Raw genomic sequence first — 18,359 nt, 5'->3', positions numbered from 1 at the left:
ATGAGATATCTCCCCGGCTCTACCCTGGTGGCAACCCTGAGAGAACCAGTCTGCTGGAGGTATGCCCGGTGTCCGCCGACTTCAACTACTCCGACCTGCTCCCATTGGGGGCCGATGACACGGAGTACCGGCTCCTCACGACCGAGGGCGTCAGCACGTTCACCGCCAACGGCAGGACGTTCCTCCAGGTGGAGCCGTCGGTGCTGCGGGACCTCACCGCCGAGGCGATGCACGACATCTCGCACTACCTCCGCTCGGCGCACTTGGCTCAGCTGCGGCGGATCATCGACGACCCCGAAGCCAGCGGTAACGACCGGTTCGTCGCGCTCGACCTGCTGAAGAACGCGAACATCTCTGCCGGTGGCGTGCTGCCGATGTGCCAGGACACCGGTACGGCGATCGTGATGGGCAAGAAGTCCGAGGGCGTGCTCACCGGCGCGGTCGACGAGGAGTGGATCAGCCGCGGTGTGTACGACGCGTACACCAAGTTGAACCTGCGCTACTCGCAGATGGCCCCGCTGAACATGTGGGACGAGAAGAACACCGGCTCCAACCTCCCCGCGCAGATCGAGCTCTACTCGACGCCAGGCACTAAGGACCCGGCGTACAAGCTGCTCTTCATGGCCAAGGGCGGCGGTTCAGCGAACAAGTCGTTCCTCTTCCAGGAGACCAAGGCCGTGCTCAACCCGGCCGGGATGATGAAGTTCCTCGACGAGAAGATCCGCTCGCTCGGCACGGCCGCGTGCCCGCCGTACCACCTGGCGATCGTGGTCGGTGGGACGTCCGCGGAGTTCGCGCTGAAGACCGCCAAGTACGCGTCGGCGCACTACCTGGACGCGCTGCCGTCGACCGGCTCGCCCGTCGGGCATGGGTTCCGCGACCACGAGCTGGAGAAGCAGGTCTTCGAGCTGACTCAGCAGTTCGGGATCGGGGCCCAGTTCGGCGGCAAGTACTTCTGCCACGACGTCCGCGTCATCCGTCTCCCCCGGCACGGCGCATCGCTGCCCGTCGCGATCGCAGTCTCCTGCTCGGCCGACCGCCAGGCGCTCGCGAAGATCACGCCCGAAGGCGTCTTCCTCGAACAGCTCGAGCGCGATCCGGCCCGGTTCCTGCCCGACACCACCGACGAGCACCTGGCCGAGTCCGACGAGGTGGTCCGGATCGACCTGAACCGCCCGATGAGCGAGATCCGGTCCGAGCTGTCGAAGCTGCCGGTCAAGACCCGGCTGTCCCTGACCGGGCCACTCGTCGTCGCTCGCGATATCGCGCACGCCAAGATCAAGGAACGCCTCGACGCGGGCGAGCCGATGCCGTCGTACCTGAAGGACCACGCGGTCTATTACGCGGGGCCGGCCAAGACTCCGGAGGGTTACGCGTCCGGCTCGTTCGGGCCGACCACGGCCGGCCGGATGGACGCGTACGTCGACCAGTTCCAGGCGGCCGGTGGTTCGATGGTGATGCTTGCCAAGGGCAACCGTTCGGCCCAGGTCACGCAGGCCTGCAAGGCACACGGCGGGTTCTACCTGGGCTCGATCGGTGGTCCCGCGGCCCGGCTGGCGCAGGACTGCATCAAATCGGTCGACGTGCTGGAGTACGCAGAGCTCGGCATGGAGGCCGTCTGGAAGATCGAGGTCGAGGACTTCCCGGCCTTCGTCGTTGTCGACGACAAGGGCAACGACTTCTTCACCTCCACCGCCAAGCCCGTCCCGCTGACGGTCCGGCCACGCAGCTAGCGAAGAGTCAGCTGGCGGCGCTCATCGGGTCGGGCATCTTGGCCAAGAGCGACTTGGCGGCACGCAGGACGTCGGCCTCGTCATGTCCAAAGGCCTGGAGGTACGACCCAACGGCGGATCGCAGTAACCGCAGCTCCTCATCATCAAGTTCGATTGTGTACATACTTCGAATGTAGATCCGGTCCGGACGATAGGAACAGGGCCGCCACCAGCTGTGACCGACCCGTGTCTCTACGGCGAGCGCTAGATATTCGCGGCGATGGCGTCGAGCAGCTGGATGGGACGGACCAGATCGTCGTACGAGATCGGTGGGCGCCGCGTGTGGGCCATCTCGAGGAACGCCCTCAGCCCCGGTTCGACGTACGACGGGCCGAGGGTGAGCTCGCGGGCGGCGATGCCGTGCCGGCCGACGACCATTCCGTGGAACGGGACCTGGCCGTCGGCTCCGGGCAGCACCAGGTTCACCACGACGCGAGTCGGACCGGCTTCGACGGTGGCCACGATCGTGTCGGCGGTCCGCTCGACGCGTACGTCGCCGAGCTCGCCGGGTGCCAGCCGAAGGGCGACGTCGACCGAGTGGATGCCGTAGAAGTAGATCCCGGCGTACTCGCTGGCCGGATCCGCCGGGCCGGTCGTGGTCACCACCTGAACGGGCCCAACCGACGCCGTCGCCAAGAAGTCCGTGTCCGGCACCCAGCGCACGGCCGAGGACGACGTCAACGGCGCGTCGTACTCGCGAGCCGCCGCGATGATCGCCCGCGCGTCGGTCTCGTTGCAGGCCAGCGGTTTGTCCACGAACACCGGCAGACCGGCGGCCAGGAACGGTACGGCGTGCGCCCGGTGCAGGGCGCCGTGGCGATCCGTGATGATGACGGCGTCGACAAGATCCAGCAGCTCCGTCGGCTCGTCGACAAGCCGCTCGAGCTGCCCCAACGCGCGGAGCTTTTGGTTGCGCTCGCTCTCGCCTCCGCTCAGCGCGACCACGCGAGTCTCGCCAAAGCGGCCTTCGACGTTCAGGTAATCGATGATGTGGTCGGCATGGGAGTTCTCCGTGCCGATGATCCCGATGCGCACTTTCACTCTCTCCCGGTGAGTTGGACCGGACGCCCGGTCCGCGCGGATTCGTAGACGCCGAGCACCACTTCGAGAGCGCGGCGGGCGTCCTGGGTACCGATCAGCGGCCGCCGGGCATCGCGGACGGCGTGGATGAAGTCGAGGTACTGCTCGCGGTGTGCGTCATCGACCGACAGCGAGTCAGAAGGGCCGAAAGCCGGATCACCGTCCGCCGTGTGGAAGTACGCGAGGTCCTCGTGTTCGATGACCGCGCTGCCACGATCGCCGTACACGGACAGCCGCACCGGTCGACCCGGGTACGCCGAGGTGGTGGCGAGGATGGACCCGATCGCGCCACTACGGAACCGGACGGTCGCCGCCACGGTGTCCTCGACGTCGATCCGCTCGTGGGCCAGCCGATCGGCGTACGCCTGCACCTCGACGGGTTCGCCCATCATCCACAGCAGCAGGTCAACCACGTGGATGCCCTGGTTCATCAGGGCACCGCCGCCATCGAGGGCGCGAGTGCCACGCCAGCCGCCGGAGTCGTAGTACTCCTGGGAGCGCCAGAAGGCCGACTCCGCGATGCCGGCGGTGATCCGCCCGAGCTTGCCGTCCGCGATGGCCTGATGCACAAAGGCCGAGGCGTGCTGGAACCTGCGCTGGCTGATCACCGCAACGGTCAGCCCGGTCTCCCGCTCGACGTCGATGAGCCGGTCGGCCGCCGCAAGGGTCACGTCGAGCGGCTTCTCCACCACGACGTGTTTGCCCGCCCGCAGCGCGGTGATCGCCGCGGCGGCGTGCGCACCACTGGGCAGGCAGATGCTGACCGCGTCGACGTCCTCCCGGGCACAGGCCTTCTCCAGCTCGTTCATCGCCTCGCCGCCGGACGTGGCGGCGATCGCTGCCGCCCGGGACTGATCCAGGTCGACCACGGCGACCAGCTCGGCCTCGTCGGGCAGGGACGCGATCAATCGGGCATGGACCTCCCCGATCACTCCCGCGCCCACCACTGCGAACCTCATCGTCACTCCTTCTCGATCGTCCACGGCAGAACAGGGCCACCAGCATCGGCACTCTGCTGGGCGAGCAAGGCGATCCGCGTTGCCGCGAAGGCGGCCGCCGTACCGCACTCCGGCTCGCGACCTGCCGCCAACGCCTCCAGCGCGTCAGCGGCCGGACGGCGACCGGGCGGAAGGTCCACCTCCCAAGGCGGACGCTCGCTGGTCGCCGCGATCAGGCGACCCTGCGCCCAGAACAACTCGGCGGTGCCCTCGGTCCCGCTCAGGCGCATCCGATAGTCACCGTGGTACGGCGCCGCGGCGGGCGTGAGCCAGTTGACCTCGATCGACGCCGCGACCGGCCCTGCCCTGAGCAGGAGCGATCCGTAAAGCGCGAAATCCGTGGCGTCGCTGAGCCCCGTCACGGTTCCTTCGGTCGCTCCCGACAACAGCAGGACGAGATCGATGTCGTGTACGGCGAGATCACCCAGGATCCCGCCGTACGTCTGCCTCTGGAGGAACCAGTCCGGCCGGGTGGCGCGGTTGAGCTTGTGCGGACCACTCGACGCGACCTGGACCAACTCGCCCAAGGCGCCATCCGCAAGGAGTGCACGTGCCGCCAGGGTTTCGGGGTAGTTCCGCTTCTCCAGCAGCAGCGAGACGATCCGCCCGGTCTCCCGCTGGGCATTCTCGATCGCCTCGAGCCCGGCCAACGTCGTACAGAGCGGCTTGTCGGCCAGCACGTGCGCACCGGCGTACAGCGCGTCGACGATCGCTGCGGCCCTCTCCGCATAGATGCCCGCGATCATGACGACATCCGGCTTCTGCTCATCGAGCAAACGCCGGTGCTCGCTGTACGCCGCTACGCCGAATCGCTCGGCGATCTGCGAGTCGGGATCAGCGATGCCGACCAGGACGAGCTCGTCGCGATACGCCAGCTCATCCAGCGCGTAGCTCACATGGGCGTGGGCCGCGCCGATCACGGCAAGCCGGCAGGACTTCCGCAAAGTCGGCATTCCAGCAGTCAATCGTGCAACCGGTTGCACGTCAAGACATGAATTCCTTCCCCTGCCACCTGAACAGACCCAACAGCAACAGGGGGAACGAAGACGCCCGATGGACCGGCCGAATCAGGACATCGCTGGCCAGTGCAACCGGTTTCTAGAGTGCAGAGGCGGTGGTGGCCCTGACGACCAGCGAGGTGTCCAGCAGAAGCCGGTTGTCCACGCCGGCCACGTCACTACTGAGGCGGCCTGCCAGCATCTCCACCGCTGCCGCACCAGCCTCGGCCGCGCGGGACGAGACGGTCGTGAGCGGCGGATACGTCTGCGCCGCGAGCACGTCGTCGCACCCGATGACGCTGAACTCCCCCGGCACGTCGATCCCCCGTTCGGCCAACCCCGTAAGGACTCCATGCGCCAGCAGATCGTCGAACGCGATCACCGCGGTGACCCCCGTCGCGAGAATCGCCGGCACCGCCTCGCGACCCAGCTCGTACGACGATCGGCGCGCCGGCACCATCGCCACGGACAGCCCGGCCTTCTGCCCGACTCGTTTGACCGTACGACGGCGCTCGCCGTTCGACCAGGATCGGCCGGGCCCACCGAGATACGCGATCTGGCGATGCCCGAGCTCCGCCAAATGCTCGACGGCCTGCGTGACGCCCTGAGTGGTGTCAATCAGGACGCGGGCGATGCGCGAGACGTCGCGATTGATCAGCACCACCGGATGGCGCTCCGCGTGCGCACGGATGTCGGCCTCGGTCATCCGGCTGGAGGCGATGACAAATCCGTCCACCTGCTTGGCGAATCGCGTCAGCAGCAGGTCCTCGCGGGCCGGATCCTCGTCCGTGTGCCCGAGGAAGACCGCATACCCGGCCTGGTCGGCACGGCGTTCGACCGCGCGGATCATCGGCGGAAAGAACGGGTTGGCGATATCGGGCACCACCAGCGCCAGGTTGCCGGATCGCCCGGTGGACAGGGCTTTCGCCATCGGATTGACCGCATAGCCGAGCCGCCGGGCCACCTCGAGCACTCGCTCGACCGTCTCCGGGCGCAACCGGTGCGGCTGGCTGAAAGCCCGGGACACGGTCGCCCTGGAGACGCCTGCCTCGGCCGCGACCGTGCCGATCGTCGGAACGCCGTCTCCCGGCGTACGCGTAGCCATGCCCGCAGCCTAGTGCCCGGCGCAGGGCACTAAAAGGAATTCATCCGATTGACGTGCAACCGGTTGCATCGGAGGATGGCCGCTATGACGACGACGCTGCCGTTGCGGGTCCAGGTCGAGGCCGATCGTGGCGCGATGGGCCGCGCCGCCGCCGGTGCCATCGCGACCGCCATCCAGACCCGCCTCGCGCTGCAATCCCAACTGCGCATGGTGTTCGCGGCCGCGCCGAGTCAACTGGAGACGCTGACCGCGCTCGCGGCAACACCCGGAGTGGACTGGAGCCGGATCACCGCCTTCCACATGGACGAGTACCTCGACGTGCCCGAGGACTCGCCGCAACGCTTCGGCAACTGGCTCCGCGCGACCCTCTTCGACCAATTGCCGTTCGGCGCGGTTCACCTCATCGAGCCCGGCGAGGACCCTTGGCGAGCGGCCCGCAGGTACGCCGCCGAGCTGGCCACCGCGCCGATCGACCTCGTCTGCCTGGGTATCGGCGACAACGGCCACCTGGCCTTCAACGATCCACCGGTCGCGGATCTCAATGACCCGCAGGAAGTCAAGGTGGTCGAGTTGGACGACGCCTGCCGTCGACAGCAGGTGAACGACGGTTGTTTCGCCACTCTGGCCGAGGTACCGACGCGGGCGATCACGCTCACCGTGCCGCGGCTGATGGCGGCGGAGCAGCTGTTCTGCGTGGCGCCCGGAGCCCGCAAGCGCGAGAGCGTACGCCGGGCCCTGACCGATCCGATCAGCGCCGCCTGCCCGGCGACCGCGCTGCGGACGCACCCATCCTGCAGACTCTTCCTGGACCAGGAATCGGCCGCCGGCCTGGAGGACACATGAGCAGTACCGTCACCGGCCGCGATCCGGGCACCGGCCGAACCATCACGGTCACGATCGATGGCGGCCGCATCGTCGCCATCGACCCGGCCACCGCAACGGAAGATCCCTGCTGGCTGACGCCCGGCCTGATCGACCTGCAGGTCAACGGCTTCGGCGGGCACGACCTCAACGCCGACGACGTCAGCCCACGCACGGTCATCGACCTGACGCACGCCTTGCGGGCCCACGGCGTGACCACCTTCGTGCCGACGATCATCACCGCCGCCCACGATCGCATCGCGCACGCCCTGGCCCAGCTCGCCGCGGCTCGACGGTTCGACCCGGCGGTCCGGCATGCCATTCCGTACGTCCATCTCGAAGGCCCGCACATCTCCCCAGCGGAAGGACCGCGCGGCGTACACGATCCTGAGCACATCCGCCCGCCTTCGGAGCGCGAGTTCAAGGCTTGGCAGGCAGCCTGCGATGACCTGATCGGCATGGTGACGCTGTCGCCGCACTACGCAGAGGCTCCCGCCTACACCGCCTGGCTGGCCGATCGTGGCGTGCACGTGGCGATCGGGCATACGCATGCCGCGCCGGCCGAGCTCACCGCCGTGGTCGACGCGGGTGCGCGGTTGTGCACCCACCTCGGCAACGGCGCGCACGCCGTGCTGCCCAGGCATCCGAACTACCTGTGGACCCAGTTGGCCGATGACCGGTTGACCGCCGGGTTCATTGCCGACGGTCACCATCTGCCGGATGACACGTTGACCGCGATGATCCGGGCGAAAGGTCTGGACCGTTCGCTGCTGGTTTCCGACGCGGTGTCGCTGGCGGGGATGCCGCCCGGCCGGTACGACGTACCAGTCGGCGGCAGCGTCGATCTGACTCCGGACGGCCGACTCGCCCGCACCGGTACGCCGTACCTGGCAGGAGCCGCACGCGGTCTGGCCGACGGCGTCGCTCAGGCCATCCGCGCCGCCCGGTTGAGCCTTGGCGACGCACTCCGCCTCGCGACGGTGAATCCCGGCCGCTTCGTTGGTGGCCGGGGAAAGCTGGAGGTCGGCGCTGCCGCGGACCTGGTGCGGTTCGCCTGGGCGCCGGGCGATACGAGGCTGACCATCGAGTCGGTGCGGGTGGCACGTCCGCAAGAATGACCGGATGGTGGAGATCGCACGGTCCACGTCGGACCGAGGAGAGATCTGGCTCGGGCGGCGCTCCGATGGCGCGCTGGAACTGCGGGTCAACGGCGTCTTCGTGATGGACGACCGGGAGACGCGCAGCGAGGAACTACTCGCCACGGCTGCCCTCGAGGCGTACACGGCGACGGGTCTGACCGTTCTCGTAGGTGGTCTCGGCCTCGGCTACACCGTGCGGGCACTGCTGAAAGACCCGCGCGTTCAACGGATCATCGTCGCCGAGATCGAGCCGGACCTGGTGCAGTGGATGCGCGACGGCTTGATCCCCTCCGTCCTGGACGACGAGCGCGTCGAGGTCCAACCAGGTGACGTGCGGGACATCGTCGGCCAACAACCTGGGCAGAGCCTCGACGGCATCCTGCTCGACGTCGACAACGGACCCGATTTCCTTGTGTACGAAGGGAATTCGGCCATCTACGAAAGCGAATTCCTCGCCACCTGCCGGAGCGCGCTAAAGCCAAGCAGCGGCGTACTCACCGTCTGGTCGTCATCCCACTCGGACCACCTCGCGCGGGCGATGGCAACGACGTACGACGAGAGCAGGGTGAGACCCGTCCCGGTCGAACTGCAGGGCCGGGACGAGACCTACTACGTCTATCAGGGCAGCTCGTAATCCAGCGTGATCCGCGGCCCCTCCTCGTCGTGCTCGTAGGTCACCGTGCCGGTCATTCCGGCCAGCTCGCCCGTGCCGGTGTTCGCCAGGACCTGGCCCGGTGACGTGGTCTGCTCGGCCGTGGCGCCGTGCAGCATCACGAACGAGCCGGACCGGCCGTCGAGGGAGCCCTCGAAGCGCTCTACCGCGGTGTACGCCGCGGGACCTGCCGGCGTACTGACCATGAGCAGTTCGGCCGAGCTGGTGCCCTCCAGCGTGCCACTGAAGATCTTGCCGACGATGGCCCGCCCGAGGACCACGTCGTCGCTCTCGTCATACGTCGACTGGTCCCACTTGCTGATCTCGAAAGCCTGGGTGAACTGCATCGAATCTCCTCGCGTCTTGTTGCTCACAACGGTTGTATCAGGGCCCTCCGACAATGCGAGTCGACGTACGCTGCAGATATGGCCGACAGCGAAGAGTTCCGGATCGAACACGACACGATGGGCGAGGTCAAGGTGCCGCGGGACGCCTTGTGGCGGGCCCAGACCCAGCGTGCGGTGGAGAACTTCCCGATCTCGGGTCAGCCGCTCAGCCCGGCCCTGATCCACGCGCTGGCCCAGATCAAGGCCTCGGCGGCGCTGGTGAACGCCGAGCTCGACGTGATCGACAGGGCCAAGGCGGACGCGATCGTCGCCGCCGCGGATCGGGTCAGCAAGGGCGAGTTCGACGCGGAGTTCCCCATCGACGTCTTCCAGACGGGTTCCGGTACGTCGACGAACATGAACGTCAACGAGGTCCTCGCCACCATCGCCACCCGCGCAGGCACCGAGGTCCACCCGAACGATCACGTCAACGCCAGCCAGTCCAGCAACGACACCTTCCCCTCGGCCATCCACGTCGCGGCTACCGCGGGCGTCACGCAGGACCTGCTGCCGGCCTTGACCCATCTCGCGGAGTCGCTCGAGCGCAAGGCCACCGAGTTCGCCGAGGTGGTGAAGTCGGGCCGCACCCACCTGATGGACGCCACGCCCGTCACCCTCGGCCAGGAGTTCGCCGGCTACGCGGCCCAGATCCGGCGCGGCCTCGACCGAGTCACCGCCACCCTCCCCCGTGTCTCGGAGCTGCCCCTCGGCGGCACGGCCGTCGGGACCGGGATCAACACGCCACCGGGATTCGCCGCCAAGGTCATCACCGAGCTGAACAGCCGCACCGGCCTGGAGCTCACCGAGGCCGCGGACCACTTCGAGGCGCAGGGCGCGCGGGACGGATTGGTCGAGCTGTCGGGTCAGCTCAAGACGGTCGCGGTCAGCCTCACCAAGATCTGCAACGACCTGCGCTGGATGGGTTCAGGCCCGCGCGCCGGCCTCGGCGAGATCGCGCTGCCCGATCTGCAACCCGGGTCGAGCATCATGCCGGGCAAGGTCAACCCGGTGATTTGCGAGGCCACGCTGATGGTCGCGGCCCAGGTGATCGGCAACGACACCACCATCACCGTCGCGGGTGCCGGCGGCAACTTCGAGCTCAACGTGATGCTGCCGGTCATCGCGCGCAACCTGCTCGAGTCGATCCAGCTGCTCAGCAACACCTCCCGTCTGCTGGCCGACCGCTGTGTCGACGGCATCACCGCGAACGTCGAGCACGCGCGCGCCCTCGCCGAGTCGTCCCCGTCGATCGTCACCCCGCTGAACAAGTACATCGGCTACGAGAACGCCGCCGCCGTCGCGAAGTCCGCGCTCAAGCAGGGCAAGACCATTCGCGAGGTCGTGATCGAGAACGGCCACGTCGCCAACGGCGATCTCACCGAGGAACAACTCGACGCTGCGCTCGACGTACTCTCCATGACTCGCCCATGAGCTATTGGGAGCCCGGCTCGACGATCAACTGGATCTACCATGGCCACGGCCGCAAACACGGCGTGCAGTACGTGCGCCCGATGACGGTCGTCCGCGACGATGCCGACGGCCTCGCGGCCTGGTTGGCACCCGGTACGCCGATACTGCGTCCAGTGCTGCCGGACGGCCGGGACATCCGCGACTGGGACAGCGATCCGGCCTTCGGCTCACAACGCGTGGCCAAACTCGACGTCTGGCGCGGAGCGGGCATTCTCAAGTACGCCCCGACGGGTGTGCCGTGGTCGATCTGGCATTTCTGGGACGAGGACGGCTCGTTCGCGAACTGGTACGTCAATCTCGAACACCCGCACGAGCGTTCGGGCAATACGCTCACCACCGAGGACGCCGTACTCGATCTGGTCGTCACCCCCGACCACCGGATCACCCGCAAGGACACCGACGAGCTGGCCGCCGCCCTCAAGCTCGGCACGTACGACGCTGAGGCCGTCGCGCGGGTCGAGTCCTGGGCCGAGCAGGCGGAAGCCGAGATCGCCCGCTGGCGCGCACCCTTCGACGGCGAATGGCTCGCCTGGCGCCCGGATCCGTCCTGGCGCATCCCGACGGCTCCGACCGGCTATGAGGTCTCCTACATAGCCGAGGAACTGGTGAGTTAGTACCAGCCCTTGCGCTCGGAGTGGGCCCAAGCCTCGCAGGGGCTGCCGTGGGCGTCCTGGATGTAGTCGAGGCCCCACTTGATCTGGGTGATGGGGTTCGTTCGCCAGTCGCTGCCGTACTCGGCCATGCGGCGGCCCGGCAGCGCCTGCGGGATGCCGTACGCGCTGGAGGTCGGGTTGTCGGCGTCGACGCGCCAGCGGGACTCGCGGGTCCACAACTTGTCGAGGCAGCGGAACTGCGACAGCGCCCAGCCGTGATCGGCGAGCAGGTTGCGGGCGACCTCCTTCGGAGTGCCCTCGTACTTCCTGCGCTCGGCGTCGCGGCTGGCGCGCTCGCGGCGGGAGTCGTCCTGCGCGTTCGAGAGGGCGGCGTAGCGCTTGACGGCGGCGCGACGGGCCTTGCCGCGAATGGTGGCCAGGTCCTGGCTGCGGCGCTTGGCCGCCTCGATCGCCGTGATCTGGTTGCGCAGCCGGGTCACCTCGGCCGCCTGCTCTTCGGGGGTCAGCGGCGTCCGGCTGGTCTTGTCCTTGGCGCGCTGGCTGTTCACCGCCATCTGGGCACGACCCGAGACCGGATCGGAGGCGGTGACACCGTCGTCAGTGCGGAACATGTCGACGCCGGCCACAACAGATACTGCGGCGATGCTGCCGATTGCGGCCATCGCGAGGGAACGCTTCGCCTTCATCTGTCCTTCCGAAAACGACCCCGACGGATGCAACGAGAACATACTCTGGCGTAAACCTAGCGTGATCACAAGGCGGGCATGGTAAAGGCCCCGCCAACTTCGGCGGGGCCTTCGAACCAGTCGTCAATTGGTTCTACAGCTGTACGTCTTCCAGCATTTCGGTCACCAGGGCGGCGATCGGCGAACGCTCCGACCGGGTCAGCGTGACGTGGGCGAACAGCGGATGGCCCTTGAGCTTCTCCACCACCGCGACCACGCCGTCATGCCGTCCGACCCGCAGGTTGTCGCGCTGCGCCACGTCGTGGGTGAGCACCACCCGCGAGTTGGCGCCGACCCGGGACAGCACGGTCAGCAGCACATTGCGTTCCAGCGACTGCGCCTCATCCACGATCACGAACGCGTCGTGTAGCGAGCGGCCGCGGATGTGCGTCAGCGGCATCACCTCGAGCATGCCGCGATCCATCACCTCGTCGATCACATCACTGCTGGTCAGCGCGCCGAGCGTGTCGTAGACGGCCTGGGCCCACGGCTGCATCTTCTCCGACTCCGAGCCGGGGAGATAGCCCAGTTCCTGACCACCGACGGCGAACAGCGGCCGGAACACGACCACCTTCTTGTGCTGCCGTCGCTCCATCACCGCCTCCAGGCCCGCACACAACGCCAGCGCCGACTTACCGGTACCGGCCCGGCCGCCCAGCGAGATGATGCCGACATCCGGATCCAGCAGCAGATCCAGTGCCACCCGCTGCTCGGCGGAACGACCCCGGATACCGAAGGCCTCCCGATCACCGCGAACCAGGCGGATGCGCTTGTCCGGCATCACCCGGCCGAGCGCACTGCCCCGCTCCGACAGCAGCACCAGACCCGTGTGGGTCGGGTAGTCGCGGCCCTCGGGAATGTCCAGCACACCGTCCTCGTAGAGCGAGTCCACATCGGCAGTCGGGACTTCCAGCTCACTCATTCCGGTCCAGCCGGACTCCAGGGCGAGTTCCGCCCGGTACTCCTCGGCGTACAGGCCGCAGGCAGAGGCCTTGACCCGCATCGGGAGGTCCTTGGAGACCAGCGTGACCTGCCGCCCCTCGGCCTGGAAGTTACAGGCCACCGCGAGGATGCGGCTGTCGTTGTCGCCGAGCCGGAATCCGGCCGGCAGGCTTTCCGGGTCGGTGTGGTTGAGCTCCACCCGGATCGTGCCACCGTTCTCCCCTATCGGCAGCGGCGCGTCGAGGCGGCCGTGCTGGATCCGGAGTTCGTCCATCAGCCGCAAGGCGGTCCGGGCGAAGTATCCGAGTTCGGGGTGATGCCGTTTGCCCTCCAGTTCAGTGATCACAACCACGGGGATCACGACCTCATGCTCGTCGAACCGCAGTAACGCGTGCGGGTCGGACAGCAGGACCGAGGTGTCCAGCACAAAAGTGCGCTGGCCGGAGCCGGTGGAAGTGGATGAGGTGCTAGACGTCCTGGCGGTGGCAGCCATGTCGTTCGTCCTCTCGGGCCGCGACGCACACCACGCCCGGCCCACCAGTGTCAGGTGATGGACCGGGGCAGGGCCCGGGGATCTGGTGCAGACCCCCTCTGGGCAACAGCAGAAACCAGCGAGAACGAACGAGGTCTCCGGCAGACCGATCTGCCGCTCATGGGGCCACCGGGTGGTGGTCGACTCTTCTCATCTGATCGGGCCTCCCGGACGACCGGCTTCCCCTCCGACCGTCACTATGAATGTAGAACCGGCGTTCAAGTCGCGCAGGTCGACACGCCAGCCCACCCGGTTAACGCCATGTAAACGTTCATCCCCAGGAGTGAACGAACTCCGTCGCCGGGGTGATCCGGGAGCACCTCGCCGGACCGAAAACTGGGTGCCATGAGCCCCCGCTGGCCGGTCGTCACCGGCATCCTGACCGCCCTGTGGTCCCTCTTGTACGGCGCCGCCGGCCTCGCTTGGGCACTCGGCGCGCCGGGCTATCCCTTCGCCGTGGTCGACGAGGACCGCGCCACGCTGTCCCTGCTCGAAGGCAGCCCCGTTCACGTTGTCGGGCCCTTCCTCTTCGGGCTCGGCGTACTCGGCAGCGCCGCCGCCCTCCTGATGACCTTCCAAGGCCGGGGCCGGCGCGCTTTGCAGGTGTTCGGCTGGAGTCTGGCCGTCACGTTGGCCCTGCTCATCCCGGATTACACCCTGCTCGCGATGGTCGCGTTCTCCCCGGCGATCCTGGTGTTCGCCTTCACGGGTGTGCCTGGACCGCAGGAACTCGGCGACATCCTGTACTGGCATCGGCTGAACCTGCTGATCGTCTTCGTCGGCGGCGTGCTCTGGGCCTTCACCACCCTGGCCTACCAGCGCAGGACCCGCGGGGCGTGCCTGACCTGTGGCTCGAACCAGGTCGACCCGGCCAAGGCCTTGCGCTGGGGACGATGGGCCGTCGGGATCGCCGTACTGTCGACCATCCCGTACGAGCTGACTCGCGTGGCCTGGTACTTCGGCTGGCCGCTCGGGATCACCGACGAGTTCCACCAGATGATGGTGGACACGCCGGGCATGCTCGAGATCGGCCTCGCGATGGCGCTCGCCAGCATCGGCGGCAGCTTGCTCACGCACGGCCTGGTCCAGCGGTGGGGTGAGGTCTATCCCCGGTGGATCTGGTTCCGGGCCGGGCGGCCGGTGCCACCGAGGCTGGCGATCATCCCGGCGGCGGTCGTCGCCGTGGCGCTGGTGCCGGCCGGCCTGATGAACCTGCGTCTGCCGTTCGAGCCGGGCCTGTGGGGCGTGAACGGCCCGGGCGTGCTGTGGACCGTGTGGGGTTTGGCGCTGGGCGTCGCGACGTACGCCTATCACCTGCGACGCCGGACGGGCTGTGCTACGTGCCGAAGCGGCGCTCACGTTGGGCGTAGCTACGAATTGCGCGGAGGAAATCGACGTGCCGGAAGTCCGGCCATAGCGCCTCGCAGAAGTAGAACTCGCTCAGCGCGCTCTGCCAGAGCAGGAAACCGCCCAGCCGCTGCTCCCCCGACGTACGAATGACGAGATCGGGATCCGGCTGACCCTTGGTGTAGAGGTGCTCGGCGATGTGCTCGACGTCGACCCGCTCGGCCAGCTCCTCGATCGAGATGCCCTTGGCTGCCTCTTCGAGCAGCAGAGAGCGGACGGCGTCGGCCAGCTCGCGGCGGCCGCCGTACCCCACGGCGACGTTGACGAGCATGCCGTCGATCTTGTGCGTGGCGGCGTCCGCGGCCTTGAGCGCCTCGGCTGTCGGCGCCGGCAACAGGTCGAGCGCGCCGACCGGGTGGATCTGCCAGCGGCCGATAGTGGTCAGCTCCTCGACCGTCTGCTCGATGATGCGCAGCAGCGGCTCGAGCTCTTCGGCCGGGCGGGTCAGGTTGTCGGTCGACAGCATCCAAACCGTGACCACCTTGACGCCGACCTCGTCGCACCACTCCAGGAAGTCGGTGATCTTGCTGGCACCGGCCTTGTGCCCGGAGGACACCGGGTCGCCGGCCGCGCGAGCCCAGCGCCGGTTGCCGTCGATGATCACGCCGATGTGCCGCGGGATCTGGTCGGCGGTGAACGACCGGGCCACCCGTCGCTCGTACAGGCCGTAGACCGCGTTGCGCACTTGCTGCTTGCCTGGGATCCGCATGGGCAGAAGTCTTCTCCTCGTTTGTTGAGATGAGGCTAGTCCAGATGTTCGATGCACGCAGGGGCTGTTGAGTTGTCAATCAGCGCAGATCGTTGGGCGGCCGGCGTTGGGCGCGTCGCGGTGATATCGCCTACATTTCACACGCACGCAACCGGAACCTACGGTTGCGTAGGTTACGGTTGCGTAGGTAACTGCTCAGGGTCTGTATTGCGGCCCACTGCTCAGACCCGGCGCGAAACCCCGAGAGGATGCGTTGACGTCCTCCACCCGCCTGAAGGCGGGGGATTCCAGCCCGCCACCCGGAGGTAGCGAGATGAGGTTCGCGGATCGCAGCCGTGCCCTACTGCGCAAGAAGGCTCACCGCGCTGCCACGGCCCGCCCGGCCGCAGTCACTACAAGGTCGAACTGTGGTGATGATGCTGGTCGCTTGGTTATCGCAGGCCAGCACCACAAAACGTACCCGCCGCCTCCGACAAACCCTGAAAGGAGGGACCGGCGCTTCCTCCCCGCCATGACGGACGGGGTTTCCGCGCCGGACAATCGATGACGAAGACCACCAGCCCGACCGGCACCGAGCACCGCGACCTCGGCGAGCGCCTGTCCGGCGCATTGGCGCCGCTCAAGCCCAAGCTGCGCGGCTGGTTGCATGCGGGCACGTTCCCGCTCGCGACGGCCGCCGGCATCGTGCTGATCTGCCTCGCGCCGACCACCTCCGCCCGCTGGGCCGCGGCGGTCTACACGCTGGGCTCCATGCTGCTGTTCGGCATCTCCGCGCTGTACCACCGGTTCTACTGGAGCCCGCTCGGCGAGGCGATTCTGCGCCGGCTGGACCACAGCAACATCTTCCTGCTGATCGCCGGTACCTACACCCCGCTCGGCGTGGTCCTGCTCGAGGGCAACGACCGGATCCTGCTGCTGAGCCTGGCCTGGGGCGGCGCGCTGATCGGCATCCTGTTCCGGATCTTCTGGGTCGGCGCCCCGCGCTGGCTCTACACGCCGATCTACCTGGCGCTCGGCTGGGTCGCGATCTTCTGGATGAAGGACTTCTACACGTACGGCGGCGCCGCGGTCGTGGCCCTGCTCGCCGTCGGCGGCGGACTGTACTCGGTCGGCGCCGTCATCTACGCCCTGAAGAAGCCCGACCCGAGCCCGCGCTGGTTCGGCTTCCACGAGATCTTCCACGCCTGCACGGTGGCCGCCTTCATCTGCCACTACATCGCGGTCAGCCTCGCGACCTACCGCGCCGGCTGATCGGTCAGGCCAGCGTCACTCAGACCTAGCGTTTTCGCGATCGCGACGAACTCCTCGAACCGCTCGGTGCCCAGCTCGTCGCGCCAGCGCCCCTCCACACGCGCGATCGCCGTCGTGCTGACTTGCACCGCCTCGTCACCTCGCGCAGTCCGTACGACGAGGCGCACGCGCTTGTCCTCGGCAAGCCGTTCCGAGACGACGTACCCGTGTCTTTCCAGGTAGTCCACGTGCTGCCCGAGCCCCTGCTTCGTCATCCCCGCGACCTCGGCCAGGTCCGTGATCCGCGCGCCCTCGACCGGGATCAACTCGAGCAGTCGAAGATGCGACACGCGCAGATCCGGGAAGGCCGCCTCGGTGGTCTCGGCCATATCCGCCCGCAACCGTTTCATCAGCAACCCGAGCAGCCCGGCCAGATGCAGCACCGGCACTCCATTGACGGAAGTCATAAGGCCACTTTACTATCTGGGTAGTAAGTCTGCTTTACTTCTTTCAGTGGATCCGGGGGGACCATGACCATGACGACGCCGACCAGCGCCAACGAGGCGCTGGCGCCACTGGGCCGGGCAGCGCTCGACGACGCGGCCTTCAGCGAACTGGTCCGCACGATCACCGGCGACCCCGCCGCTCGGCCCGTTTTCGAGGCCACGCGGGTCCAGCCCGTGCCCTACGTGATCGGCACTCCGACCACGGAAGCGCTTCTGCAGGTGCGCGGTAAGGCCCTGCTGCCCGGCGGCGAGACGCGCGACTGGTCTTGTTTCGTGAAGCAGATCCAGTCGGCCAAGTGGTGGACCGGGATCGAGATGCTGCCGCCGCCGATGCGCGCGCAGTTCATCCGGGAGATCCCCTGGCGGCTCGAGATCGCCGTGCTGACCTCCCCGTCCCTCGCCGCGCTGCTACCGGACGGCCTGCGCCTGACCACGTCGTACCGGATCGACGAGTACGACGATGAGCGTGCGACGTTGTGGATGGAGTACGTCGAACCGGCGCCCGGTCCGTGGGGGCTCGAGCGATTCGAACACGCGGCCAATCTGCTCGGCCGGTTGTCCGCCCGGCGCCAGATGCACTTGGTCGAACCGCTGTTGCCGCGCGAGGCTGTGACGACGCCGGGCGTTGGTCTGCGCTATTACGTGAACGGCCGCGTGTTGTTCGGGACCGTTCCGGCCATCGCCGATGGCGCGACTTGGCAGCACCCGGTCGTCAAGGCGGCCGTGGAGGCGTGCGGCGAAAGCGCCATGCGGGCCGATCTGCTTGCGCTGGCCGAACAGCTCCCTGCCGTGATGGACGGGTTGGACCGGTTGCCGCAGTGCTACCAGCATGGGGATGCGAGTCCGCAGAATCTGCTGGTACCGGTGGACGCGCCAGACGAGTTCGTCGCGATCGACTGGGGGTTCGACTGCCCGCAGGCTGTTGGGTTCGACCTTGGCCAGTTGTTGGTCGGTCTGGCGCATGCGGGTGAGCTCGCGCCGGAAGCCTTGCCTGCAGTGCATCGCGTCATCCTGCGCGCGTTCTGCGAAGGCCTCGACGACGAGGGGCTGACCGTATCCGCTCGCGATGTGGAGTACGGCTACCTCGGTTCGTTGCTCGCCCGCGCCACCTTCACCGCACTACCACTGGAATGCCTCGCCCAGCCCGAATCGGCCGCCCTGGTAGGCCTCTTCGCCCACCGAATCCGCCTAACCCGCACCCTAATCGACCTAACCCGCACCCTCGTATAAGCG

The 18,359-nt window shown here is 67.8% G+C and carries 18 protein-coding genes; 8 read left to right on the top strand and 10 right to left on the bottom strand.

The genetic code is table 11. The features are described from left to right. Positions 1-68: 68 nt before the first annotated feature. Entirely contained in the window at positions 69-1,733 is a 1,665-nt protein-coding gene (locus tag OG394_RS35260; RefSeq protein ID WP_328991557.1) for a fumarate hydratase, read from the top strand. Between the two features lie 7 nt (positions 1,734-1,740). Here the strand turns inward: OG394_RS35260 and OG394_RS35255 are convergent, their stop codons facing one another. The 5 genes from OG394_RS35255 to OG394_RS35235 form a co-directional block, all read right to left on the bottom strand. Beyond that, positions 1,741-1,896, bottom strand: a complete 156-nt coding sequence (locus OG394_RS35255) for a hypothetical protein (RefSeq protein ID WP_328991556.1) — start codon at positions 1,894-1,896, stop codon at positions 1,741-1,743. A gap of 80 nt (positions 1,897-1,976) precedes the next feature. Further along, on the bottom strand, positions 1,977-2,807 hold the full coding sequence (locus tag OG394_RS35250; RefSeq protein ID WP_328991555.1) for a Gfo/Idh/MocA family oxidoreductase: 831 nt from the start codon (positions 2,805-2,807) through the stop codon (positions 1,977-1,979). A gap of 2 nt (positions 2,808-2,809) precedes the next feature. Continuing rightward, positions 2,810-3,811, bottom strand: a complete 1,002-nt coding sequence (locus tag OG394_RS35245; protein WP_328991554.1) for a Gfo/Idh/MocA family protein — start codon at positions 3,809-3,811, stop codon at positions 2,810-2,812. A 2-nt stretch (positions 3,812-3,813) separates the two neighbouring features. Beyond that, the gene (locus tag OG394_RS35240) at positions 3,814-4,803 is read right to left on the bottom strand and encodes a Gfo/Idh/MocA family protein (protein WP_328991552.1); all 990 of its coding nucleotides are present in this window, start codon (positions 4,801-4,803) and stop codon (positions 3,814-3,816) included. Positions 4,804-4,948: 145 nt separating this feature from the next. Then, complete coding sequence (locus tag OG394_RS35235; protein WP_328991550.1) at positions 4,949-5,953, bottom strand: LacI family DNA-binding transcriptional regulator; 1,005 nt, start codon at positions 5,951-5,953, stop codon at positions 4,949-4,951. 84 nt (positions 5,954-6,037) lie between these two features. Between OG394_RS35235 and OG394_RS35230 the strand changes: the two genes are divergently transcribed. Genes OG394_RS35230 through OG394_RS35220 form a run of 3 tightly spaced genes read left to right on the top strand, consistent with a single transcriptional unit; the run spans position 6,038 to position 8,587 of the window. After that, positions 6,038-6,796, top strand: coding sequence for a glucosamine-6-phosphate deaminase (locus OG394_RS35230; RefSeq protein ID WP_328991549.1), 759 nt, complete (start codon positions 6,038-6,040; stop codon positions 6,794-6,796). Continuing rightward, positions 6,793-7,932 (top strand): N-acetylglucosamine-6-phosphate deacetylase, encoded by a 1,140-nt coding sequence (locus OG394_RS35225; protein WP_328991548.1) that lies wholly within the window; start codon positions 6,793-6,795, stop codon positions 7,930-7,932. Before OG394_RS35230 ends, OG394_RS35225 begins: the two co-directional genes overlap by 4 nt. Before the next feature lie 4 nt (positions 7,933-7,936). Then, complete coding sequence (locus OG394_RS35220; protein ID WP_328991547.1) at positions 7,937-8,587, top strand: spermidine synthase; 651 nt, start codon at positions 7,937-7,939, stop codon at positions 8,585-8,587. Here OG394_RS35220 and OG394_RS35215 read toward each other — a convergent pair. Continuing rightward, positions 8,572-8,952 (bottom strand): DUF3224 domain-containing protein, encoded by a 381-nt coding sequence (locus OG394_RS35215; protein ID WP_328991546.1) that lies wholly within the window; start codon positions 8,950-8,952, stop codon positions 8,572-8,574. The two genes, OG394_RS35220 and OG394_RS35215, sit on opposite strands and share 16 nt — an antisense overlap. A gap of 78 nt (positions 8,953-9,030) precedes the next feature. Between OG394_RS35215 and OG394_RS35210 the strand changes: the two genes are divergently transcribed. Further along, positions 9,031-10,422, top strand: coding sequence for a class II fumarate hydratase (locus OG394_RS35210; RefSeq protein WP_328991544.1), 1,392 nt, complete (start codon positions 9,031-9,033; stop codon positions 10,420-10,422). After that, positions 10,419-11,075, top strand: a complete 657-nt coding sequence (locus OG394_RS35205) for a DUF402 domain-containing protein (RefSeq protein ID WP_328991543.1) — start codon at positions 10,419-10,421, stop codon at positions 11,073-11,075. Before OG394_RS35210 ends, OG394_RS35205 begins: the two co-directional genes overlap by 4 nt. Here the strand turns inward: OG394_RS35205 and OG394_RS35200 are convergent. From OG394_RS35200 to OG394_RS35190, 3 genes are all read right to left on the bottom strand, one after another. Beyond that, a complete protein-coding gene (locus OG394_RS35200) occupies positions 11,072-11,761 on the bottom strand; it encodes a hypothetical protein (RefSeq protein ID WP_328991542.1) in 690 nt (229 codons plus the stop codon). The genes OG394_RS35205 and OG394_RS35200 overlap by 4 nt on opposite strands. Positions 11,762-11,894: 133 nt before the next feature. Beyond that, positions 11,895-13,235 carry a PhoH family protein gene (locus OG394_RS35195; protein ID WP_328991541.1) on the bottom strand — a complete coding sequence of 447 codons (1,341 nt, stop codon included), beginning with the start codon at positions 13,233-13,235 and terminating at the stop codon, positions 11,895-11,897. Between the two features lie 1,375 nt (positions 13,236-14,610). After that, a complete protein-coding gene (locus OG394_RS35190) occupies positions 14,611-15,390 on the bottom strand; it encodes an isoprenyl transferase (RefSeq protein ID WP_328991540.1) in 780 nt (259 codons plus the stop codon). A gap of 543 nt (positions 15,391-15,933) precedes the next feature. Here OG394_RS35190 and trhA point away from each other — a divergent pair. Then, on the top strand, positions 15,934-16,641 hold the full coding sequence (gene trhA, locus OG394_RS35185) for a PAQR family membrane homeostasis protein TrhA (RefSeq protein WP_328991539.1): 708 nt from the start codon (positions 15,934-15,936) through the stop codon (positions 16,639-16,641). Here the strand turns inward: trhA and OG394_RS35180 are convergent. Next, positions 16,626-17,087 carry a MarR family winged helix-turn-helix transcriptional regulator gene (locus OG394_RS35180; RefSeq protein ID WP_328991538.1) on the bottom strand — a complete coding sequence of 154 codons (462 nt, stop codon included), beginning with the start codon at positions 17,085-17,087 and terminating at the stop codon, positions 16,626-16,628. The genes trhA and OG394_RS35180 overlap by 16 nt on opposite strands. A 63-nt stretch (positions 17,088-17,150) precedes the next feature. On the opposite strand from OG394_RS35180, the gene OG394_RS35175 reads away from it, so the two are divergent. After that, entirely contained in the window at positions 17,151-18,356 is a 1,206-nt protein-coding gene (locus OG394_RS35175; RefSeq protein WP_328991537.1) for a phosphotransferase, read from the top strand. Positions 18,357-18,359: the final 3 nt, after the last annotated feature.

Source organism: Kribbella sp. NBC_01245 (genome assembly GCF_036226525.1).
Lineage (GTDB): Bacteria > Actinomycetota > Actinomycetes > Propionibacteriales > Kribbellaceae > Kribbella.
The sequence above is the reverse complement of the archived record's forward strand: the minus strand, read 5'-3'. Positions and strand labels throughout refer to the sequence as shown.

Excerpts from the sequence above, each read along its gene's own strand:
- OG394_RS35225 (WP_328991548.1), top strand. The coding sequence starts at position 6,793 with ATGAGCAGTACCGTCACCGGCCGCGATCCGGGCACCGGCCGAACCATC.
- OG394_RS35195 (WP_328991541.1), bottom strand. The coding sequence starts at position 13,235 with ATGGCTGCCACCGCCAGGACGTCTAGCACCTCATCCACTTCCACCGGC.
- OG394_RS35215 (WP_328991546.1), bottom strand. The coding sequence starts at position 8,952 with ATGCAGTTCACCCAGGCTTTCGAGATCAGCAAGTGGGACCAGTCGACG.
- trhA (WP_328991539.1), top strand. The coding sequence starts at position 15,934 with ATGACGAAGACCACCAGCCCGACCGGCACCGAGCACCGCGACCTCGGC.
- OG394_RS35190 (WP_328991540.1), bottom strand. The coding sequence starts at position 15,390 with ATGCGGATCCCAGGCAAGCAGCAAGTGCGCAACGCGGTCTACGGCCTG.
- OG394_RS35235 (WP_328991550.1), bottom strand. The coding sequence starts at position 5,953 with ATGGCTACGCGTACGCCGGGAGACGGCGTTCCGACGATCGGCACGGTC.
- OG394_RS35245 (WP_328991554.1), bottom strand. The coding sequence starts at position 3,811 with ATGAGGTTCGCAGTGGTGGGCGCGGGAGTGATCGGGGAGGTCCATGCC.
- OG394_RS35240 (WP_328991552.1), bottom strand. The coding sequence starts at position 4,803 with ATGCCGACTTTGCGGAAGTCCTGCCGGCTTGCCGTGATCGGCGCGGCC.
- OG394_RS35180 (WP_328991538.1), bottom strand. The coding sequence starts at position 17,087 with ATGACTTCCGTCAATGGAGTGCCGGTGCTGCATCTGGCCGGGCTGCTC.
- OG394_RS35230 (WP_328991549.1), top strand. The coding sequence starts at position 6,038 with ATGACGACGACGCTGCCGTTGCGGGTCCAGGTCGAGGCCGATCGTGGC.
- OG394_RS35220 (WP_328991547.1), top strand. The coding sequence starts at position 7,937 with ATGGTGGAGATCGCACGGTCCACGTCGGACCGAGGAGAGATCTGGCTC.
- OG394_RS35200 (WP_328991542.1), bottom strand. The coding sequence starts at position 11,761 with ATGAAGGCGAAGCGTTCCCTCGCGATGGCCGCAATCGGCAGCATCGCC.
- OG394_RS35210 (WP_328991544.1), top strand. The coding sequence starts at position 9,031 with ATGGCCGACAGCGAAGAGTTCCGGATCGAACACGACACGATGGGCGAG.
- OG394_RS35175 (WP_328991537.1), top strand. The coding sequence starts at position 17,151 with ATGACCATGACGACGCCGACCAGCGCCAACGAGGCGCTGGCGCCACTG.
- OG394_RS35205 (WP_328991543.1), top strand. The coding sequence starts at position 10,419 with ATGAGCTATTGGGAGCCCGGCTCGACGATCAACTGGATCTACCATGGC.
- OG394_RS35255 (WP_328991556.1), bottom strand. The coding sequence starts at position 1,896 with ATGTACACAATCGAACTTGATGATGAGGAGCTGCGGTTACTGCGATCC.